Annotated in this window: 21 protein-coding genes and 1 tRNA gene; 13 read left to right on the forward strand and 9 right to left on the reverse strand. The window is 68.1% G+C overall.

Annotated elements, in window-relative coordinates; genetic code table 11:
- Positions 1–120 precede the first annotated feature (120 nt).
- The gene (locus J2744_RS07680) at positions 121–603 is read left to right on the forward strand and encodes a DUF5793 family protein (RefSeq protein WP_209546296.1); all 483 of its coding nucleotides are present in this window, start codon (positions 121–123) and stop codon (positions 601–603) included.
- 18 nt (positions 604–621) lie between these two features.
- Here the strand turns inward: J2744_RS07680 and J2744_RS07685 are convergent, their stop codons facing one another.
- Both J2744_RS07685 and J2744_RS07690 read right to left on the reverse strand, forming a co-directional pair.
- Positions 622–1,500, reverse strand: a complete 879-nt coding sequence (locus tag J2744_RS07685) for an SAM hydrolase/SAM-dependent halogenase family protein (RefSeq protein WP_209546298.1) — start codon at positions 1,498–1,500, stop codon at positions 622–624.
- A gap of 49 nt (positions 1,501–1,549) precedes the next feature.
- The gene (locus J2744_RS07690; RefSeq protein WP_209546300.1) at positions 1,550–2,080 is read right to left on the reverse strand and encodes a nicotinamide-nucleotide adenylyltransferase; all 531 of its coding nucleotides are present in this window, start codon (positions 2,078–2,080) and stop codon (positions 1,550–1,552) included.
- A 170-nt stretch (positions 2,081–2,250) separates the two neighbouring features.
- Here J2744_RS07690 and lonB point away from each other — a divergent pair, with 170 nt between their 5' ends.
- The 3 genes from lonB to J2744_RS07705 all read left to right on the forward strand — a co-directional run bounded on the left by lonB (position 2,251) and on the right by J2744_RS07705 (position 6,621).
- On the forward strand, positions 2,251–4,554 hold the full coding sequence (lonB, locus tag J2744_RS07695) for an ATP-dependent protease LonB (RefSeq protein ID WP_209546306.1): 2,304 nt from the start codon (positions 2,251–2,253) through the stop codon (positions 4,552–4,554).
- A gap of 149 nt (positions 4,555–4,703) precedes the next feature.
- Complete coding sequence (locus J2744_RS07700) at positions 4,704–5,486, forward strand: CBS domain-containing protein (protein WP_209546309.1); 783 nt, start codon at positions 4,704–4,706, stop codon at positions 5,484–5,486.
- Between the two features lie 82 nt (positions 5,487–5,568).
- Positions 5,569–6,621 (forward strand): ABC transporter ATP-binding protein, encoded by a 1,053-nt coding sequence (locus J2744_RS07705; RefSeq protein ID WP_209546311.1) that lies wholly within the window; start codon positions 5,569–5,571, stop codon positions 6,619–6,621.
- Positions 6,622–6,718: 97 nt separating this feature from the next.
- Here the strand turns inward: J2744_RS07705 and J2744_RS07710 are convergent, their stop codons facing one another.
- From J2744_RS07710 to J2744_RS07720, 3 genes are read right to left on the reverse strand one after another with little or no spacing between them, the layout of a single operon-like run.
- Positions 6,719–7,591, reverse strand: coding sequence for an ABC transporter permease (locus J2744_RS07710; RefSeq protein WP_209546313.1), 873 nt, complete (start codon positions 7,589–7,591; stop codon positions 6,719–6,721).
- Position 7,592: 1 nt separating this feature from the next.
- The gene (locus J2744_RS07715; RefSeq protein WP_209546315.1) at positions 7,593–8,522 is read right to left on the reverse strand and encodes an ABC transporter permease; all 930 of its coding nucleotides are present in this window, start codon (positions 8,520–8,522) and stop codon (positions 7,593–7,595) included.
- Entirely contained in the window at positions 8,523–9,728 is a 1,206-nt protein-coding gene (locus J2744_RS07720; RefSeq protein WP_209546318.1) for an ABC transporter substrate-binding protein, read from the reverse strand. It lies immediately after the preceding gene.
- A gap of 322 nt (positions 9,729–10,050) precedes the next feature.
- Between J2744_RS07720 and J2744_RS07725 the strand changes: the two genes are divergently transcribed.
- From J2744_RS07725 to J2744_RS07735, 3 genes are all read left to right on the forward strand, one after another.
- Positions 10,051–10,296, forward strand: coding sequence for a glycine zipper domain-containing protein (locus tag J2744_RS07725; RefSeq protein ID WP_209546323.1), 246 nt, complete (start codon positions 10,051–10,053; stop codon positions 10,294–10,296).
- Between the two features lie 106 nt (positions 10,297–10,402).
- Positions 10,403–11,380, forward strand: a complete 978-nt coding sequence (locus J2744_RS07730) for an NOP5/NOP56 family protein (protein WP_209546326.1) — start codon at positions 10,403–10,405, stop codon at positions 11,378–11,380.
- Positions 11,373–12,011: a fibrillarin-like rRNA/tRNA 2'-O-methyltransferase gene (locus J2744_RS07735; protein ID WP_209546329.1), complete on the forward strand. Its 639-nt coding sequence runs from the start codon at positions 11,373–11,375 to the stop codon at positions 12,009–12,011. Before J2744_RS07730 ends, J2744_RS07735 begins: the two co-directional genes overlap by 8 nt.
- A 39-nt stretch (positions 12,012–12,050) precedes the next feature.
- Here J2744_RS07735 and J2744_RS07740 read toward each other — a convergent pair whose 3' ends face one another.
- The 4 genes from J2744_RS07740 to J2744_RS07755 all read right to left on the reverse strand — a co-directional run bounded on the left by J2744_RS07740 (position 12,051) and on the right by J2744_RS07755 (position 14,578).
- Positions 12,051–13,415: an ABC transporter substrate-binding protein gene (locus J2744_RS07740; RefSeq protein WP_209546332.1), complete on the reverse strand. Its 1,365-nt coding sequence runs from the start codon at positions 13,413–13,415 to the stop codon at positions 12,051–12,053.
- Positions 13,416–13,471: 56 nt separating this feature from the next.
- Positions 13,472–13,675 (reverse strand): helix-turn-helix transcriptional regulator, encoded by a 204-nt coding sequence (locus J2744_RS07745; protein WP_209546336.1) that lies wholly within the window; start codon positions 13,673–13,675, stop codon positions 13,472–13,474.
- Complete coding sequence (locus J2744_RS07750; RefSeq protein WP_209546339.1) at positions 13,672–14,088, reverse strand: DUF2178 domain-containing protein; 417 nt, start codon at positions 14,086–14,088, stop codon at positions 13,672–13,674. Before J2744_RS07750 ends, J2744_RS07745 begins: the two co-directional genes overlap by 4 nt.
- 181 nt (positions 14,089–14,269) lie before the next feature.
- Positions 14,270–14,578, reverse strand: a complete 309-nt coding sequence (locus J2744_RS07755) for a transcription initiation factor IIB family protein (protein ID WP_209546343.1) — start codon at positions 14,576–14,578, stop codon at positions 14,270–14,272.
- Between the two features lie 175 nt (positions 14,579–14,753).
- Between J2744_RS07755 and J2744_RS07760 the strand changes: the two genes are divergently transcribed.
- The 6 genes from J2744_RS07760 (at position 14,754) to J2744_RS07785 (ending at position 20,470) form a co-directional block, all read left to right on the forward strand.
- A complete protein-coding gene (locus tag J2744_RS07760) occupies positions 14,754–15,452 on the forward strand; it encodes an endonuclease III domain-containing protein (RefSeq protein WP_209546346.1) in 699 nt (232 codons plus the stop codon).
- Positions 15,453–15,897: 445 nt separating this feature from the next.
- Positions 15,898–15,982: transfer RNA gene (locus J2744_RS07765), tRNA-Leu, on the forward strand.
- Positions 15,983–16,121: 139 nt separating this feature from the next.
- Positions 16,122–17,186, forward strand: coding sequence for a glycerophosphodiester phosphodiesterase (locus J2744_RS07770; RefSeq protein WP_209546349.1), 1,065 nt, complete (start codon positions 16,122–16,124; stop codon positions 17,184–17,186).
- 309 nt (positions 17,187–17,495) lie between these two features.
- Positions 17,496–18,683: an ABC transporter substrate-binding protein gene (locus tag J2744_RS07775; protein WP_209546473.1), complete on the forward strand. Its 1,188-nt coding sequence runs from the start codon at positions 17,496–17,498 to the stop codon at positions 18,681–18,683.
- Positions 18,684–18,699: 16 nt separating this feature from the next.
- Positions 18,700–19,584 carry a carbohydrate ABC transporter permease gene (locus J2744_RS07780; protein ID WP_209546352.1) on the forward strand — a complete coding sequence of 295 codons (885 nt, stop codon included), beginning with the start codon at positions 18,700–18,702 and terminating at the stop codon, positions 19,582–19,584.
- A 1-nt stretch (position 19,585) separates the two neighbouring features.
- Positions 19,586–20,470, forward strand: coding sequence for a carbohydrate ABC transporter permease (locus J2744_RS07785; protein ID WP_209546475.1), 885 nt, complete (start codon positions 19,586–19,588; stop codon positions 20,468–20,470).

Consider the following 20,470-nt stretch of genomic DNA (forward strand, 5'->3'; position numbering starts at 1 on the left):
CGACATCGGATCCGGTCCCCCTCGGTGCCGGCCGGCCGCGGAAGCCGGGGCGCGGTGACCTCGCGCCGCCGATCCGCCCGTTACGTTGATACGGCCGGACCGCAAAGCGTTCGATAGGAAATGCGGCGTGACTACTTCGATCTGACCGTCGACGGCGTCGGAAGCGACGCCGACTCCCGGTCTCCCCCGCTGGTGCGGATCGACTTCCACGGGCCGGAGGAGCTGCTCCGGGAGCGGCTCTCCGGGGGCGGGAGCGACGACGCCGACGGCGGCGACGACCTGCTCACGGCCGACGAGATAGACGTCGCCTTCCGGCTCCGCGAGCCGCTGGGCGAGGCGGACGACCCGGAGGGCGTCGTCGGCGTCACCAACCGGTACACCGGCGACTTCGTCCTTGAACTCAACGAGACGGCGACCGACGTCCTCCCCTTCATCCACGCCGCGCGCGACGCCACCGACGACGGCGACGCCCGGTATCGCGTCGAGATCGACGTGGACGGCGATCGGCTCGTCGCCTACGACAAGGACACCTTCCTCGTGTACGACCACGAGGGGAACCTCCTCCGGGGCGAGAGCCTGATCCCCTCGGGCGTCGAACTGTAGCGGCGATTTTTTCGAAACTCACACGCTGACACTGTCGGGGACGAACCGCACCGAGTCGCCCGGCCGGAGGTCGAACGCGCCGTCGCCCCGCCCGTCGTTCACGTCGCACTCGACGTAGCCGTGGCTCCCGACGGTGACGAGGCGCTCGCCGGGGTCGACGGCGCCGAACGTCTCCGCGACCGGCGTGAGGTCGCCGTCGACGCGGATCCAGTCGCGGCCGCGGACCAGTTCGCCCGGGACGTTGGTGATCACGTTCCCGAACCGATCGATCGCGAGCACCTCGCCGTCGACGGCGATCACTTCTCCCTCCTCGTCGCCGGCGTCGCCCTCCTCCTCGACAGCACTCCCCTCGTCGCGCTCGACCGTCGGCTCCGGGAAGCGGATGTCGACCGGGTCGCTCGCGGGCGCGAGGTCGTCCATCCCCGCGAGCGTCTCGGCGACCGCCTCGGCGTCGAGAGCGCCGTTCGGCGCCGCCAGGTCGTCGTCGAGCGCCGCTCTGACGCGGGCCGCGGTCGGGGCGAACACGTCCCGGCCGTGGAACGTCTCGCTCGCCGGCTCGTCGACCGCGATGGTCCAGATCTCGACGTCCGACTCGTCGGGCGCCAGCGCCCTGGCCGGCGGCATCGCGAGGCCGTTGTCGGGCGCGACGAGGACGTGTGCGCCGGCGCGGACGACCAAGGCGTCGCGGTCGGTGCCGACGCCGGGGTCGACGACGGCGCAGTGGACTGCGGGCGGGAACTCCGGGAGGACGAACCGGAGCCAGAAGGCCGCCGCGCGGGGATCACCGCGCGGCAGATCGTGCGCGACGTCGATCATCTCGGCGTTCGTGTGCCGGCGGATCACTCCCTTCATCGCGGCGGGGTACGGCGACCCGAAGTCCGAGGTGAGCGTGATCATGTCAGCACTCGCGTCCGGCGTGGGTTTAAAAGGAACGGGCGGCGGCGGGCTATTCGTCGGAGGGTTCGTCGCCGTTCGCGTCGGTCTCGGCGATCCGGCGGATGCGCTCGACGCCGTCGACCTCGCGGATCACGTCGACGACGGCGTCGGGGACGAGGCCCTCCCAGTCGCGGCCGCGGATCATCCGCTCGCGGAGTTCGGTCCCCTCCAGCACGTCGCGGCGGAACATCGGCGACTGGCGCACCTCGACGCCGGCCTCCTCGAACAGCCGGACCACGAGCGGGTTGTTCGAGTACGCGACGTCGAACCGCGGGGTCATGCTCTGGACGTGGCTCACCCAGACGGAGTTGCGGTCGAGGTCCTCGATGGGGACCACGTAGGTGGTGGCCTCCAGCTCCTCGACGGCCTTCGTCACCATCATCACGCGCTCGCCGGCGGTGAAGGGGTTCCGCGTGGTGTGGGAGTCGCCGGCGGAGCCGATTCCCAGGACGAGCTCGTCGACCTCCGCCGCGATCTCTTCCACCATGTGCTGGTGACCGTCGTGGAACGGCTGATACCGGCCGATGTAAAACCCCCGCATGAATCTACGTACCGTCGGCGTCATTTATAAACCCCGTGGGAACGCTCACAGGGAGAGATCGTCGGATACACGGCTTCAGAACGGCGTTTGCTGCCACCGGGGTGGTGCCTCCGGGGGGAGAAAGTATATCAGTAGCCGACCCGTCCTTTTCGATAGCGACACTCGATTCTATGAGCAACGAGAAGGACACGAACGACCCGACGGCCGACGACCCCGACGAACCGCCCCACGGCGGCGTCGACGACTCGAATCCGGCGGGAGACGGCGAGGACGCCCCGAGCGGCGACTCCGAGCCCGACGACGGTCCGGCGAGCGAACCCGGCGTCGACGAGGACCCGGCCGCGGACTCCGGTGGGGAGTCGGCCGCGGACCCCGACGACGAGAACCCCGACGACGCGGACGAACCCTGGGACGACGGCGTCGTCGTCGACGAGGGGGACGGGTTCGAGGACGGCGAAGTCGTCGGAGAGGGTCCCAACGGGAGCCGGAACGGCGAGACAGCCGATCCGGCCGACGACGGCGGGATCGACGAGCTCGGCAGCACCGTCGAGGTCGAGGGCGCCGAGATCGACGAGGACCCCGACGAGGACGACCTCCTCGGCGGACTCAAGATCGACACGACCGCCGAACTCGAAATTCCCGACCGGCTCGTCGACCAGGTCATCGGGCAGGAACACGCCCGCGACGTGATCATCAAGGCGGCGAAACAGCGCCGCCACGTGATGATGATCGGCTCGCCCGGGACCGGGAAGTCGATGCTGGCGAAGGCGATGTCCGAACTCCTCCCCAAAGAGGAGCTTCAGGACGTCTTAGTGTATCACAACCCCGACGACGGCAACAAGCCGAAGGTGCGGACGGTGCCGGCCGGTAAGGGCGACCAGATCGTCGAGGCGCACCGCGAGGAGGCGCGCAAGCGCAACCAGATGCGGTCGCTCCTCATGTGGATCATCATCGCCGTCGTGTTGGGCTACGCGCTCATCATCGTCGGCCAGATCCTCGTCGGCATCATCGCCGCCGGGGTCGTCTACCTCGTCTTCCGGTACCTCAACCGCGGGTCGGACGCGATGATCCCGAACCTGCTGGTGAACAACGGCGACACGAAGACGGCGCCGTTCCGCGACGCGACCGGCGCGCACGCCGGCGCGCTGCTCGGCGACGTCCGGCACGACCCGTTCCAGTCCGGCGGGATGGAGACGCCCAGCCACGACCGCGTCGAGGCTGGAGCCATCCACAAGGCGAACAAGGGCGTGCTGTTCATCGACGAGATCAACACGCTCGACATCCGCAGCCAGCAGCACCTCATGACGGCGATCCAGGAGGGAGAGTTCTCGATCACGGGTCAGTCCGAGCGCTCCTCGGGCGCGATGGTCCAGACCGAGCCGGTCCCGACGGACTTCGTCATGATCGCGGCCGGGAACCTCGACGCGATGGAGAACATGCATCCGGCGCTCCGGAGCCGTATCAAGGGGTACGGCTACGAGGTGTACATGGAAGACACCATCGAGGACACCCCGGAAATGCGCCGGAAGTACGTCCGGTTCATCGCCCAGGAGGTCGCGAAGGACGGCCGCCTGCCGGAGTTCACGGCCGAGGCCGTCGAGGAGGTCATCCTCGAGGCCAAGCGCCGCTCCGGCCGGAAGGGCCACCTCACCCTGCTGTTCCGGAACCTCGGCGGGCTGGTCCGCGTCGCGGGCGACATCGCTCGCGGCGAGGACGCCGACTACACCACCCGCGACCACGTCCTTCAGGCGAAGGGCCGCTCGCGGTCGATCGAACAGCAGCTCGCCGACGACTACATCGAGCGCCGGAAGGACTACGAGCTACAGGTCTCCGACGGCTACGTCGTCGGGCGCGTCAACGGTCTCGCCGTGATGGGGGAGGACTCGGGGATCATGCTCCCGGTGATGGCCGAGGTGACGCCGACCCAGAGCGGCGGGCAGGTGATCGCCACCGGCCAGCTCAAGGAGATGGCCGAGGAGTCGGTCCAGAACGTCTCGGCGATCATCAAGAAGTTCTCCGACGAGAACATCTCCGAGAAGGACATCCACATCCAGTTCATCCAGACGGGCCAACAGGGCGTCGACGGCGACTCCGCGTCCATCACGGTCGCGACCGCCGTCATCAGCGCCTTGGAGAACGTCGGCGTCGACCAGAGCCTCGCGATGACCGGCTCGCTTTCGGTCCGCGGCGACGTGCTCCCCGTCGGCGGGGTCACCCACAAGATCGAGGCGGCCGCGAAGGCCGGCTGTACCCGGGTGATCATCCCCGCGGCCAACGAGCAGGACGTGATGATCGAAGACGAGTACGAGGAGATGATCGAGATCATCCCCGTCTCGCACATCAGCGAGGTCCTCGATATCGCCCTCGAAGGCGAGACCGAGAAGGACTCGCTCGTCTCCCGGCTGAAATCGATCACGGGGTCGACGCTGAAGGACAGCAACGTCTCCAGCCCGTCCAGCCCGAGTCCGCAGTAAGCGGTACCGCTTCTCTTCGCGGTTTCTCCGTTCACGCATCCCGCCGCTGAGCCGTCGCCTCGCCCTTTTCCGGCGGGCCTCTGCCCCGCCCTCTTCCGGCGGGCCGTCGCCCCGCCCTCTTTTTATTCCGGGAGCCTCTACGACGGACGATGAGCGGGAAACCGACCGTCGGGGAGTACATGACCCGCGAGGTGGAGACGGTCAGCCCGGACGAGACGGTGACGACCGTCGCGCGCCGCATGGCCGACAGTGACGGACACAACGGGTTCCCGGTGACGCAGGGCCGCACCGTCGAGGGGTTCGTCTCGGCCGGGGACCTGCTGCTCGCGGACGACGACGCCCCCGTGTTCACGGTGATGACGGAGGACCTGATCGTCGCGCACCCGGACATGAAAGTGACCGACGCCGCGCGGGTGATCCTCCGCTCCGGCATCCAGCGGCTCCCGGTCGTCGACGACGCCGACAACCTCGTCGGGATCATCTCGAACACCGACGTGGTCCGCTCGCAGATCGAACGGGCGACGCCCGGCAAGGTCGGGAAGCTGATGCGCACCCTCTCGCAGATCCACGGCGTCGAACTCGACGAGGAGCGCCGCGAGGTGGAGATCGCGGCCCTGACCCCGACGCAGGCGCGGGTGTACGCCGACGAACTGGAGGGGCGACAGTACGAGCTGGAACACGGGCTGGCGGAGCCGCTCGTCGTCATCGACAACGACGGCACGCTCTACCTCGCCGACGGCCACCACCGGGCCATGGCCGCCCGCGAGGCCGGCATCGAGACGATGGACGCGTACGTGATCGTCCCGCAGACGCCGGTCGACCTGGGAATGGCGAAGACCGCCGAGAAGGAGGGGCTTCGCGCCGTCGACGACATCGAGATCGTCGACTACGCGCGACACCCCCTCGTGGAGACGACGAAGCGGCTCCAGTAACGCGCTGTCCCGCCAACACCACCGCCGTCAGGGAATCCGTCCGGCGGTAGATTGATAATGCTGGTGCCGGGAGGAGTGTCACATGACAACAGGGGACGCCTTGGTCGAACTCGACGAGGTGACGAAGCAGTTCGGCGATCTCACTGCGGTCGGCGGTATCGATTTCTCCGTCCGGAAAGGCGAGTTCTTCACCTTGGTCGGTCCGTCCGGCTGCGGGAAGACGACGACGCTCCGGATGATCTGCGGCTTCGAGCACCCGACGGAGGGCGAGGTTCGGATCAACGGCCGGTCGATGGGGTCGGTACCCCCGGAGGCCCGCGATACCAACCTCGTGTTCCAGCAGCTCTCGCTTTTCCCCCACATGACCGTGGGCGAGAACGTGGGATACGGGCTCGCGAAGGCGGGCGTCGACGCGGACGAGCGGTCGGAGCGCGTCTCCGAGTACCTCGATCTCGTCGACCTCGGCGGGTTCGAGGACCGCAACCCCGGAGAGCTTTCCGGCGGCCAACAACAGCGGGTCGCCCTCGCTCGCGCCCTGGTCAACGAGCCGTCGGTGTTGCTGCTCGACGAGCCGCTCTCCAGCCTCGACAGGAAGCTCCGGAAACAGATGCAGGTCGAACTCCGGCGGATCCACAAGCAAACCCAGGGCGGGTTCTTCTACGTGACCCACGACCAGGAGGTGGCGATGACGCTCAGCGACCGGATCGCCGTGATGAACGACGGCCACATCGAGCAGATCGGTCCCCCGGAAGAGATCTACCGCGAGCCGGCGTCCGAGTTCGTCGCCGACTTCATCGGCGACACGAACCTCATCGCCGCGCAAGTCGCGGAGCGGAACGGAACGACGGTCGCCGAGATCGGCGGTGAAGGCGGGTTCAGCGTACCGGTTGAGGGACGAACCGGCGAGGTCACCGTCTCGATCCGCCCGGAGGACTTCACCATCGCGAAGGGCGACGGCGCCCTGCGCGGCACCGTCGTCGAGCGGTACTTCCAGGGCGATCAGACGAACTACGTCGTCGACCCCGACGGGGACATCGACGAGCTTCAGGTGGTCATTCAGGGACGCGAGTCGGCGGTCGACACCGGCGACGACGTCGCGCTCGACGTGGTCGAGGGCGCGCCCACCGTCTTCTGACCGCCGAGATTCGACGGTTCGACCCGCCTATCGTTCGTATCCGTGGATTTCGCGGTCTCGAAACGCCACCCGAAACGGGGCTCTCCCCGGTCGGGAGCTACTCCTCTTCGGTGACCGTTCCGGCGACGTAGCCGGTCACGTTGCCGACGTTCATCGCGATTGCCAGCGCGATCGCGACGCCGAACACGATGAGCGCGGAGACGGCGTTGAGCTCCGGCGCGTCGAGCTGTCGGATCCGACTGAACATCCAAATCGTCAACACGTCCGTGTTGGGACCGGTGAGGAACAGCGCACGGATGTAGTCCTCGAACGAGCGGATCCACGCGAACAGGAACCCCGCCCCGACGGCCGGAGCGATCACGGGAAGCGTCACGTCCCGGAACACCGTGATCGGGTCCGCGCCGAGGTCCCGGGCCGCCTCCTCAAGAGACTCGTCAAAGGTGTACAGCCGAGCCGAGACGATGAGGAGCACGAAGGGGAGCCCGTACAGCGAGTGGGCCAACACCACCGTCGTGAACCCGGGGAGGATCCCGAGCAGGTTCTGGAAGTAGATCCGGAGCGCCACGCCGAGGATGATGCCCGGGATCACCATCGGGATGATCCCGAACGTCCGGTACACCTCTCGGAGGCGGAACCGGTAGCGGGTCAGCGCGAAGCTCGCCAGCACGCCGAGCACCGTCGCGATCGACGCCGCCACCGTCGCGATCGTGAAGCTCCCGGTGAGCGACGAGCGCATCGATTCGCTGTCGAGCGCCAGCCGGAAGTTGTCGAGCGTGAACCCCTCGAACGGGAAGATCGTTACGGGGTTTTCCGCGAACGCGAGCAGGATGATGATCGCGAGCGGGACCCACAAAAATAAGAGTAGCAGGCCGGACACGACGTACAGCGAGGTGCTGAGCAGCTGTTCGACCCGTTGGTGGCCGAGGAGTCGGTCGCTCGACTCCGCCGGTTCGGACGATTCGGTCGCCATCTCAGGCACCCCCCAGTTCCTCGATGCTCACGTACCGGAAGGCGAGGATCATCGCACCGATGATCGAGACGAGCACGAACATCGACGCCGCGCTCGCGTAGCCGATCGAGTACGTTCCGGCGACCCGGTTCTCGATGAGCATCCCGATCATCTGGACTTTGCCTTGGCCGAGGAACGTCGGCGTGATGAACGCGCCGACGCTCGGGACGAAGACGAAGAGGCTCCCGCCGATGATCCCCGGAAGCGTGAGCGGGATCACGTGGTCGCGGAACACCTCGACCCGCGACGCGCCCAGGTCGCGAGCGGCCTCGATGATCGAGAAGTCGAGACCGTCGAGGCTCGCGTACAGCGTCAGGAGCATGTACGGGAAGTACGCGTGTGTGAGTCCGACGATGATGGCCGGCACGCCGTAGTTGAATATCCCGAGGGGGGCGTCGATCAGCCCCCAGCTCATGAGCGTGCTGTTGATCACGCCGCCGGGACCGAACATCAGGACCCACGAGTACGCCCGCACGAGGTACATCGTGAAGAACGGCAAGAGCACGAAGAAGATGACGACCTTGAACAGCCGGCCGCCGTTCCGCGCGAGCAGGTACGCCAGCGGGAACGCGAGCGCCAGACACAACACCGTGGTCACGGTGGCGATGACGTACGAGAGCCACAGCGCCGTGACGAACGGGGTCTGCCAGATCGCGCCGCCGCCGTCGAAAAGCGACCGGTAGTTGTTCAGCGTCGGCTCGTAGATGATCTGATACGTCAGCGAGCTGACCTCGAAGAAGCTCACGGCGACCATGAACGCCAGCGGCGCGACGAGCAGGGTGAGTATCCACGCCGCGCTGGGACCGACGGTGATGCCGAGCCGACTCCGTGGTCCACTCAACAACCTCACCGCTCTCGCTCGCCTGTTCTCGTCCGGCTCGTCGGTCGACATCTATGCCGCCTTGACCTCTTCCCACGTGGAGACGTACGCCTCTTCGACGTCGGAGGCGATGTCCTTGAGCGAGTACATCCCTTCGAGACGCGAGGGATCGATCCGTCCGTACAGGTCGTTCTGCTCTTCGGTCAGTTCGTCGGCGACGTTGGGGTTCGTGCTGGGCGAGAAGCCCGCCTCGGCGAGCGCCGCGCCGTTCTGCGGCGTGATGAACTCGTTGATGACTTCCCAAGCGGTCTCTTGGTTGTCCGAGGCGGCCGAGACGAGCGCGGTCTCGTACCACGCCAGCGCGCCCTCTCCGGGGGCGACGAACTCCACCCAGTCGTCCCCCTCGCTCCGCATCTGGACGGTCTCGTTGCGTCCGCTGTGCCCGACGAGGAAGTTGCCCTGCCGGAACTCCTGGATGAACGTCGGGTCCGGGGCGATGTACCCCTGGAGCCGCGGCTTCTGCTGGATGAGCAACTCCTGAATCTCCGAGAGCTGGTCCTCCGTGAACGTCATCCGCGCACCCGACATCGCGTCGTCCATGCCGAGGTACAGCGCCGCGGCGGGGATGGTCTTCGCCGCCTCGTCGTACATGATGATCTCGCCGTTGAGGTCGGCGTCGACGTAGTCCTCTTCGAACAGGATGTCGTAGCTCGGCTCGTGGTCCGGAACGCTCCGGGAGTCGTAGGAGTAGCCGTACCAGCCGAACCGGATCGGAACCCCGTAGGCGTCTCCGCCCTCCGTGAACTGGTCGTCGACGAACGTCTGGAACCGGTCGTACATCGAGCCGAAGTTGTTCACCACGTCGCGGTTCACCGGCGCGACGAGACCGGCGTCCATGAACCGCGGGACGAGGTTGTTGTTCGGGACGGCGATGTCGTACTGCGCGTCTTGGCCGGCACTCCACTGTGAGAACATCTCCGTCGACGACGTCGAGGGCGTGATGTTCAGCTCCACGCCGTCGAGCGTGGACTCGATGTTCTCTTGCATCTCGGCGTACTCCTCCCACGTGATGATGTTGATCGTGGTCGTTCCGTTGCCGCCCATGCTACCGCCGTCACCACCGTCGCCACCGCCACCGTCGCCGCCGTCGCCGCCGTCGCCGCCGCCGCCGCCACAGCCGGCGAGCGCGACCGTGCCTGCCGCACCGGCAGCCGCGATGTACTGACGGCGACTCACGCTTCCGTTCGATCGTGCCCGATCATCGTTATTCGTTGGCATACCTCGTATGTGCGAAGTGGCACAAATAAATATTGCCCACGGAATACATGTCTGATATTATTTAAGTCAATACACATAGCAGGTAGTAAATATACGCCCTCCGGGGTTCAACCGCCGATATATCGCTTGATTAATATTTCAGATTCGCGCTCGTCGCGCGGACGTCTTCGGGAACGGCTACACGAACCGGGGAAGCGGGCCGCCGTGATCGACGGAGACGCCGCGCCGTGTTCGGCGACCACCGCCGCAGGGCGGTTCGCCGCTCACCCCAATCCGTGGTTTCCGCAGACACATTTTTATGAATCGACAAGATATGGGAGGTATGGGACGAATCCGAAACGCGGTCGACAGGGCGAAGTACGCGGCCGTGGGCGCCGCGGTGGGCGCCGCGGTCGGCGGACTGTGGAGCCGGAACGCGGCCAGTACCGGCGGCGCGCTGGGCGGACTGGCGGGCGCGACGCTCGCCGAACTGAAGTCCGGCGCCGGCGGCGTGTTCGCGGACGGTAACGAGGACGATACAGACGGCGACGAGACCGACGAAGCCGTCGAAGCCGACGCGGCGGCGTGACCGCCGGACCCGCATGAACTCCGGACCCGCGCGAGCGGGACGCGGGGCGAGTGACCGCCAGTCGCATCGGGAACGTCTATACCGGCGGGGCGAGTAGCCGCCGGCAATGAGCGACACCGACGCCGGACCGGACGCGAACGCGGCGTCCGACGGCGGGGGCGGCTGGTTCGAGGCGCTTCCGTCGGACGCGGCCGACGGGAACGACATCGAGACGGAGAGTGACGACGACGCGACCGCGGCGGCCGCGGCGCGGATACGCGACGGGACCGCCCCGGCGCCCGACGACTGGCCGGCGCGCGCCGTCGAGTCCGGGTTCGTCGACGACGCGGACGAGTACTACGACCGGCTCAAGGCCGCGACGACGCGCGCGACCCGCGATGCGGTCCGTGAGCGGGAGCGCGCGGACGACGCGCAGCTGATCCACGCGGTGCGGGCCATGGACGACTGCGAGCGCGTCGCCAACGAGCTGGCCGAGCGCGCCGTCGAGTGGGGCGGGAGCCTCTTCGACGAGGTCGATCCGGGAATCGAAGGCGCCCGGGAGATCGCGGCGCGAGAGCCGGAAAGCGAGGTCGAGCGGCGGGCGATCTCCCTCGCCGAGCGCGCCGTCGAACTCGACGGCGAGCGGGCGGCGCTCGCCGAGACCATCGGCCGGATCGCGCCCGCGGTCGCGCCGAACCTCACCGAAATGGCCGAATCGGAACTCGCCGCGCGGCTGATCGCACTCGCGGGCGGACTGGACCCTCTCGCGAAGAAGCCGTCCGGGACGGTTCAGGTGCTCGGCGCCGAGGACGCGCTGTTCGCGCACCTCTCGGGGCGGGCCCCCTCGCCGAAACACGGGATCATCTACACCCACGAGTTCGTCCGCGGCACGCGGCCCGAGGACCGAGGGTCTGCCGCGCGTGCGCTCGCCGGGAAGCTGACGCTCGCGGCCCGTGCGGACCACTACGCCGGCGAGCGACGCGAGCGACTCCACGCCGACCTCCGCGAGCGAATGGCGACGATCCGGGCGCGGGCGGACGACGGAGGGACAAGCGACGGAGCAGACGACGAAGCGACGACCGACGGAGGGACCGACGATGAGTGACGCCGCGCTCCCCGACGGCGTCGAACGCCGCGAGATAGACGGGACGCGGCGGCTGGCGACCCGGGGCGAGCCGGTGTACGGCGAGCCGACCGCCGACGGATGGCGCGCGTGGAACCCCGAGCGGTCGAAGCTCGGCGGGATGCTCGAACTCGGGTTGGAGACCGGGCTGACGGGCGGCGAGACGGTCCTCTACCTCGGCGCCGCGAGCGGCACCACGGTCAGCCACGTCGCCGACTTCGCCGGTCCCACCTACGCGGTCGAGTTCGCGCCGCGGCCAGCGCGTGACCTGCTCGACGCCGCCGCGTCCCGCGACCGACTGTTCCCGCTGCTCAAGGACGCGCGGAAGCCGGAGACGTACGCGCACGTCGTCGAGACCGACGTCGACGCGATCGTTCAGGACGTTGCCACACGCGGGCAGTCAGACGTTGCCGTCCGCAACGCGGAGTTTCTGGCCGACGACGGCCGGCTCCTGTTGGCGATCAAAGCGCGCAGCGAGGACGTGACGGCCGACCCGGAGACGGTGTTCGAGGGCGCGCTCGACCGGCTCCGAGAGACCTACGAGATACTGGAGACGCGGCGGCTCGACCGATATCACGAGGACCACCTCGGCGTCGTGGCGACGCCGCGGTAGGAGCGGGAGAGTGCGGCGGAAAGTCCGGGGTGTGTAGGGTCACGCGTCGGTGACAGCCGCGACGAGCGCGTCGGTCGCCGCGCCGACGTCGACAGTCTCGGCGCTCACCAGCCGTTCGTCGACAGTTTCGAGCAGCGCGCCGAGCGTCGCGGGCGGGAACGCCAGCCCGTGGGCCATCGACGGCAGGCGCTCGTCCGCGTCGCGGTACGCTCGGGTGACGGTCGTCAACGGCGGCTCAAACCGGGCGGGCGAGACGTCGGTTCGGGGCGGTACCGAACCCCGCGGCGCGGGCGGATCCTCGCGGTCTTCGGGGGAGGGGTCCGGACGCGCCCCCGCCGACGGCGGGCTGTTGAACGCGACCTGACCGGTCTCGGACCCCGCGAACGCGAGCCACGCGGCGGCTCCCTCGGGCGAGGGGGATCCCGCCGGCGGGACGAACGCGTCGTACAGGACGACCGGAGCGTCGCCGAGACCGACGACTCCCCAACTCCCCGTCCCGTCTTCGCTCCGGTGTCCGAACCCGGCGCGCCGGAGGGACGCCGACAGCCACGAGCCGGATTGGACGACGGTCGCCGCACCGCTTCCGACCCGACGACCCGCTTCGATCTGGACGTCGGCCGCGTCGTCTCCGACGGCGGAGAGGAGCCGCGACGTCGCCGCCACCGCCTCGCGGACGGCGGATCGAGGCTCGCCGCCCGAGACGAACCCGCGGTAAGCCTCGGGGTCGACGGCGGCGAGCAGAGCGGCGAACAGCTGAAGCGTGGGCCGCGGCCGGCCGAGCGCGTGGCCGAGCGGTCGCGCGTCGGTCGACGACGACGCCGCGACGGCCTCGACGGCCGCGAGGACCCCGTCGACGGACGAGAGCGAGGCGGGAGCGACGCCGACGTCGTCGAGGATATCGACGTTGTAGTAGACGGTGTCGACCCGGAACGCAGCGACCGGAACGGCTCGATAGGCGCCGTCCCGACGGCACACCTCGCGAGCGAGCGGGGGGTGAGCGTCGGTCAGTTCTCCGGTCCACACGTCGTCGACCGTCGCCAGCGAGTCGTCGAAGGGAGCCAGGTTCTCCCCCGGAACGGTTCCGACGGTCCCGGGCGGGTCGCCCCCCTCGACGCGCCGCACGAGGAGGTCGTCGACGTCGGCGTCCGCGACGGGTCGCACGTCCGTCGGAACCGACGGGTGGGCCTCGCGGAACGCCGCGGCGAACGACTCGCTCGCGAGCATGTTGGGACCGGACGTCCAGTTGTGGAGGACTTCGACCGGCGAGCCGGAGGAGGGATCGGTCTCGGGCGTCGGCCCCGACTCGGAGGCACAGCCGGTGAGGGCCGCGAGACCACTCGTCGCGAGCGCCGCCAAGAACGGTCGGCGGCGGGGAGTCCGCAGCGGCGTCGGGGGACCGGTCATCGGTTTCGACGGTTCGCCGGCCGGTTACAAGTGTTTTCCGTCGGCTGTGAGAGTCGTCACCCGTCTTCGTCCGCCGGCTCGAACAGGTCCTCGATCCGGCAGCCGAAGTGGTCGGCCAACTTGAAGGCCAGCTTCAGCGAGGGGTCGTAACGCTCGCGTTCGATCGCGTTGATCGTCTGGCGCGTGACCCCGACGGCGGCGGCGAGGTCGGCCTGACTCTCGCCGGTCTCTGCGCGCCGGTCGCTGATGTCGTTTCTCATGACCGGTACTTGTGGTAGAGGACGGACGCGCCGAACACGACGAAGACCGCGAAGAGAGTCCACGTCGCGCCGTAGAACTCTCCGGGGAGCGTGACGACGCCGCTCTCCTCTAACGCGAGTCCGCCGGGCGTCCCGAGGATGAACACGTACGCGAAGACGTTCACCGTGTTCTGGCTGGCCTTGCGCTCGATGGTGGTGTCGCGCTCGTCGTACAGCTCGACCGGGCTGAACCGCTGGACGAGTCCCATGCCGATGCCGCCGGCCCAGTAGAGCGCCACGCCGAGGACGAACCGGTCGAGCGCGATACCGATCCACAGCGCGAGGATGCCGGCGCCGAGTAAGGCGTACGCGACGCGTTTGTACCGTTTTCGGGTGGAGGGCCGAGTCGTTGCGGAGGTCGTGTGTTCGCTCATGGTGGAGGGTAAAGCGAGCGCGAATTTGTGTAAAGCTCGCTTTACAGTAAAGGACACTTTACGTTAGATAATAAATCTGTCGCTGTCGAGGGACCCGCGGGGACACCGCTGTAGAGAGTCGTTATCCGGCGTATCCGGGCCTCACCGCGGAAAGAGGACTGTCACCCGGCGTATCCGGGCCTCACCACGATGGGGGCGAGAAGCCGGCGTCTTCGAGAATGGGCTTCCAGCGCTTCTGGACCGAGAGCCGCGAGACGTCCATCGCGTCGGCGACGGCGGACTGCGAGCGCTCCTCGCCGCGGATCAGGCCGGCGGCGTAGAGGCTGGCGGCGGCGGCGACGCGCTTCCCGCGGTCGTCGTCGGGGGCGCGCGAGAGGAAGAGATCGACCGCGGTCGAGCGCGTCTCCTCGTCCAGATCGAGCGAGACGCACGTCTCGTCGAGGAGTTCGATCCATGCCTCGTTGTCGACTCGGTCGCTCGCGCGGTACACGCGCCGTGGTAGTCGAGGGAGGTATATAAACGACCGCGTCCACCCTCCGTCCCGGCACGGTTCCGACCGCGTCCACCCTCCGTCCCGGCACGGTTCCGACCGCGTCCACCCTCCGTCCCGGCACGGTTCCGACCGCGTTCGCCGCCCTGAAGTCGCCCGCGAACGTAGCGCGCGTATGTCGACGCAGACGTGGGACGAGACGCGGGTTCGGGCGCTTCACGACGACCTCGTGTCGCTGTACGAGCCGGTCGACCGGACCGCCGAACACGGGGCGGACCCGACCGCCGAACCGGGCGAGGGCGTCCGCCAGCTGGTGACGACGATCCTCTCGCAGAACGTCGCCGACGAGAACACGCGCCGGGCCTCGGAGGCGCTGTTCGACCGCTACGACGACTTCGCGGCGATCGAGGCGGCCGACCACGAGGAGCTGAAGGAGACGATCCGGGTGGCCGGGCTGCCGGACCAGAAGGCCGCACGGATCCAGCGCGCGCTGACCGCGATCCGCGAGGAGACGGGCGGCGCGTACTCGCTGGCGTTCCTCGACGCGATGGCGACCGACGACGCGAAAGACTGGTTGACGGAGATCAAGGGCGTCGGCCCGAAGACCGCCAGCGTCGTGTTGAACTTCCACTTCGGGAAGCCGACGATGGCGGTCGACACCCACGTCGAGCGCGTCTCGAAGCGGTTCGGGCTGGTGCCGGAGTCGGCCTCGAACGAGCGCGCCCACGAGGTGCTGGGCGAGCAGGTCCCCGACGAACTGATCTACCCGCTTCACGTCCTCCTGATCCGACACGGTCGGGAGAACTGTTCGGCTCGGGGGGCGGACTGCGACAACCCGGTCTGTGAAACGTACTGCGAGTGCGAGTACTGTTGATACGTCGTTGCTGGCGCGGAGAGTCGGTTTAAGGACTCGATCGCTCGTTTATAAGTGGCTACTCGCACGGCGGCCACCTCCAAAGCCCCGGCCGCTCGGCGATACGTGGCTGCTACCGCGGAGAACACCTCCAAAGCCCCAGCCGGGAGGGCTCGCGCGCCTTGTTGCGCGCCTCGCTCGTTCGCTCCGCTCACTCGCTGCGGTGCTTACTGCGGCGTGCTTCGCCCTCCCGGCTGCCCCTTTGAGTCCCACCCGACCGCACCGCACAGCACCTCACACCTCCCCAGCCTCGCGGCTCCCTCCGCTTCGCTCCGGTCGCCGCGTCCCTCGCGCGTGCGACTCGCGCCCTACGGGCACTCGTCGGCACGCGCCACCGCATTTATAAATAGACTCGCTGCTGGCGGTTCGTCAGGTTCTTGAGTCGGTTTCGCTTACCTCAGTCTGCGCGCGGGTTGCCGAGCCAGGCCAAAGGCGTAGCGCTTAGGACGCTATCCCGTAGGGGTCCGCCGGTTCGAATCCGGTCCCGCGCACTGAACGAAGGAGCGTAGCGACTGAGTGAGAGAGCAGGAGCGGATTCGAACCTTAGAACTCACGAGGACAGCCACAGGTACGTACCGCTCAATAGCGCACATACCAGTAGCTATCAGCGCGGCGCGCGGTGACCGAACCATGACGGAGGTTCCTCGCCTCGGGTGTCCGGTGTGTGGTTCGTCGAGTTCGTCCCACGCGGTCGACGCGGTCTCTGGCAGGGATCGAGACGCGACCGACGGGTTCGGGGCTGCCCTCGACTCCCGGCGACGGCGCGCCCTGTTGCTCGGGACCGCGACCGCCGCGGCGGGGGCCGTCGGAGTCGCGTCCGTCTCGCGGCCGGTGACCGACGGCGGGACGGAGTCGGCGGCCGCCGCCGACGCTCCCGACAGGACCACCGACCCGACGCTGATCGCCCATCGGGGGTTCGCGGGGGAGAACCCGGAGAACACGCGCGCGGCGGCGCGGGCGGCGGCCCGCGAGGAGGGACCCGGTCGCCGCGCCGACCTCGTCGAGGTCGACGTCGTGCCGACCGCCGACGGCGACGTAGTGGCGTTCCACGACGACGAGCTCTCGGGCCGCGACGACGGGCTGGGACTCACCGACGAGACGGGCGTAGTCTGGGAGACGGACACGGAGACCGTCACGAGCGCGGAAGTGCTCCGGAGCGGGGAGACGGTGCCGCGGCTCGGGGCGCTGCTCGAATCGATCCCGGCGGACGTCGGCGTCAACGTCGAACTGAAGAACCCGGGGAGTACCTCCCTCCGGTTCGCCGAGAAGCTCGACGGGGACGCCCTCGAAGCGCAGCGGTCCGTCTGGCGACCGTTCGTCGAGCGCGTCGTCGAGATCCTCGACGGACACGACCACGAGGTCCTCTTCTCGTCGTTCTACGAGGCGGCGCTCGCCGTCGCCGCCGAGCGGTCGACCGCGTCGCTCGCGCCGATCCTGTGGGAGTCGGTCGCGGACGGGGTCGCGATCGCCGATGCGTACGACGCCGACGCGCTCCACCCGCCCGCGGCGATGGTCCGCGGGACGCCGTTCTTCGACGACGCGCGCTTCGGCGGGACCGATCTGGTGCGGACGGCGCGGGACCGCGGCTGGGCGGTCAACGCCTGGACGGTCGACTCGTGGTACCGGGCGGACCGGCTGCTCGACGCCGGCGTCGACGGGCTCATCGCCGACTACTCGGCGCTCGTCCGCGAGTGAGCGGTCGGCGTCCGCGGCTTCGAACGCCTCGCAACCGCTACCGGGCCGCACGGATCGGTATATAGTCCCACGAACCGGCTCGTAGCGCCACGTATCCCTATTAGCAGCGGTTATACCGGATGTTCGGGAACCCGGACGTGTATGGCGCAACACACCGAGGAGCCGACCGGAGTCTCACGTCGAAACACGCTCGCGACGACAGGGGCCGCGCTCGCGGCAGCCACCGGACTGGCGGGCTGTCTGGGCGGCGGGGGTGGCGGTGGCGCGCAGTTCTCGCCGATCAACGAGGAGCTCACCGTCTGGCACGCGATGGGCGGGACGAACGGCGAGACCCTCGACGGGATCGCCGCGGACTTCGAGGAACAGACCGGGACGGGCGTGAACATGGAGTTTCAGGACTCCTACGAGAACGTCCTGACGAACACCCTCTCGGCGTTCGACTCGGGGAACGTCTCGGACATGCTCCAGGTGGACTCGCTGTTCGCCCAGCAGGTGCTCGACACGGATCAGGTGCGCCCGGTCGAGGAGATCCTCCCCGACGAGTTCGACGCCGACGTCTTCCTCGACAACGTCGCGGAGTTCTTCACCGTCGACGGCGAGCTCGCCTCGCTCCCGTTCAACAACTCGAACGCGATCATGTACATCAACCGGGACGCCTTCGAGGCGGCCGGACTGGACCCCGACGACCCGCCGCGGACGCTGGCCGAGGTGCGCAGCGCGTCGGAGCAGCTCGTTGACCAGGACGTGACGCAGTACGGGATCACCTGGCCGAACCACGTGTGGTTCGTCGAGACGTGGTACGGGTTCGAGGGCGAGCTGCTGACGGACGCGGAGAACGGCCACGCCGGGACCCCGACCGAGTTCCGGACCCCCGACGCGGCCTACGACCTCTACGAGTGGTGGAAGGGGATGGCCGACGACGGTCTCTACACGAACCCGGGGATCGAGGCGTGGGGCGAGGCGACCTCGCTTTTCATCGAGCAGGAGGCCGCGATGGTGCTCACGAGCACCGCGTCGGTCGCGGGCCTTATCGCCGACTCCGAGGAGTTCACGGTCGACGCGGCTCCGTACCCGAGCATCAGCGAGACCCGCGTGGGACCGGTGATCGGCGGCGCGTCCTTCTACGTCCCCGACGGGCTGCCCGAGGACCGGTACGAGGACATCGGGCGACTGCTCGAGTACATGTCCCAGCCGGAAGTCCAGACGGAGTGGCACAAGGGGTCCGGCTACTACCCGATCACGCAGCCGTCGGTCGACGCGCTCCGCGAGGAGGGGTGGTTCGAGGAGAACCCGATGTACGGGGTCGCGCTCGATCAGCTCCAGAACGGTGACGCGAGCGACCCGGCGACCAAGCGGGCGCTCCTCGGTCCGGCGCGGAACGTCCAGACGGTGATTCAGGACAAGTCGGTCGACATCCTGAACGCGGACGATATCGGCGGCGAGATCGAGTCGCTCAAGGCGGAGGTCGACGACGTGCTGGCCGAGTACTACGACTGACCACGAGGGCACACGCATGTCAACGCGCGAGATTTTCGACAGCCGGATCGAGTCCGGGCTGCTGCTGTTGCCGACGCTCGTCGTCTCGGTCGTCTTCCTGTACTACCCGACGGCGATGGCCGTGCGGACCAGCTTCTTCGACTCGAGTTTCGGGCAGGCGGACGAGTTCGTCGGGCTGGAGAACTACGCCGCGCTGGTGACAGACTCCGCCTATCACTCGAGCGTGCTGCTCTCCGTGCTGTTCGCCGCCGTCGTCGTGGCCGGCGTCATGGCCGTCTCCCTGTACCTCACCTTCCTCATCCACGAGGTGGACACCGGGCAGGGGGTGTACCTGATCAGCGTGATCTGGCCGTACGCGCTCCCGCCCGCGGTCGGGGCGCTGGTGTTCCTGTTCATCGCGCACCCGACGCTCGGCGTGTTGACCGGGCCGATAGAGGCGCTCGGCGTCGACGTCGACTGGTTCAACGACGGCCCGCAGGCGTTCGTCGTCGTCGCGCTCGCGGCGATCTGGAAGCAGATCGGCTACAACGTGATCTTCATGATCGCGGCGATGAACAACGTCCCCGACACCCTCACGGAGACCGCGAGGCTGGACGGCGTGAGCGGCCTCCGGCGACTCGTCTCGGTGTACGTGCCGATCATGACGCCGACGCTGTTCTTCCTCGTCGTCATCAACACCATCTACGCGTTCTTCAGCACGTTCGCGTTCGTCGACCTGCTCACGAGCGGCGGCCCGTCGAACGCGACGAACATCCTGATCTTCGATCTGTACCAGGAGGGGTTCTCCTTTTTCAACTTCGGCGTCGCCTCGGCGAAGTCGGTCGTGCTGTTCCTCGTCGTGGGCGCGCTGATGCTCGTACAGTTCCGCGTGACCGACGAGTACTCCTACTACGGTGCCTGAGATGCCGGCGCTACTCCAGTACGCGAAGCGCGGGGTCGACGCGCTCCGCCGCGACCGGTCGACCGAGACCGTCCGCGGCGCGAGTCCGGGGACGCACCTCCAGCTGTGGGTGCTGGTCCTCGCAGTCGTGTTCCCCGTCGCCGTCGCGGTGATCGTCAGCACCAAAGAGACGGGCGTCGTCACGAGCCTCGGCGACCTGCTGCCCGGGAGCTACGCCGTCGAGAACTACCGCGAGGCGCTGGTCGACTACCGGTTCGGCCGGTTCATGTGGAACTCGCTGGCGATGTCGCTCGTGATCGTCGTCGGCAAGCTCGTCGTCTCCGTGTTCGCGGCGATGGCGGTCGTCTACTACCGAATTCCGTACAAGGACCTCGTGTTCCTGTTCATCCTGTTCACGCTGCTCCTGCCCGTCCCCGTGCGGTTCGTGCCGCTGTTTCAGCTGATGAACGACCTCGGGTGGAGCAACACGATCCTCGCGATCACCGTCCCGTACGTCGCGAGCGCCACGACCGTGTTCATCCTGCGCCAGCACTTCCTGTCGATCCCGGCCTCGATCGTCGAGACGGCGAAGCTCGACGGCGTCGGCCCGCTCCGGTTCATGCTGTTCGTGCTGCTGCCGATGTCCAAGGGGGTCCTCGTCGGCGTCTCGATCATCATGTTCGTCTACGCGTGGAACCAGTACCTCTGGCCGCTGATCATCATCGACTCCGAGGCCAATCAGGTCGCGCAGGTCGGACTCCAGCTGCTCCAGGGCGACGTTCAGGGCGGCCAGCTCTCGTGGTCGCTCGTGATGGCCGGCTCGACGCTGACGCTTTTGCCGCCGCTACTGTTGATGATCGTGTTCCGCAAACCGCTCCTGAAGACGTTCAACATCCAACAAAAGTAA

It is taken from the genome of Halorubrum trapanicum (genome assembly GCF_017873555.1).
Lineage (GTDB): Archaea > Halobacteriota > Halobacteria > Halobacteriales > Haloferacaceae > Halorubrum > Halorubrum trapanicum.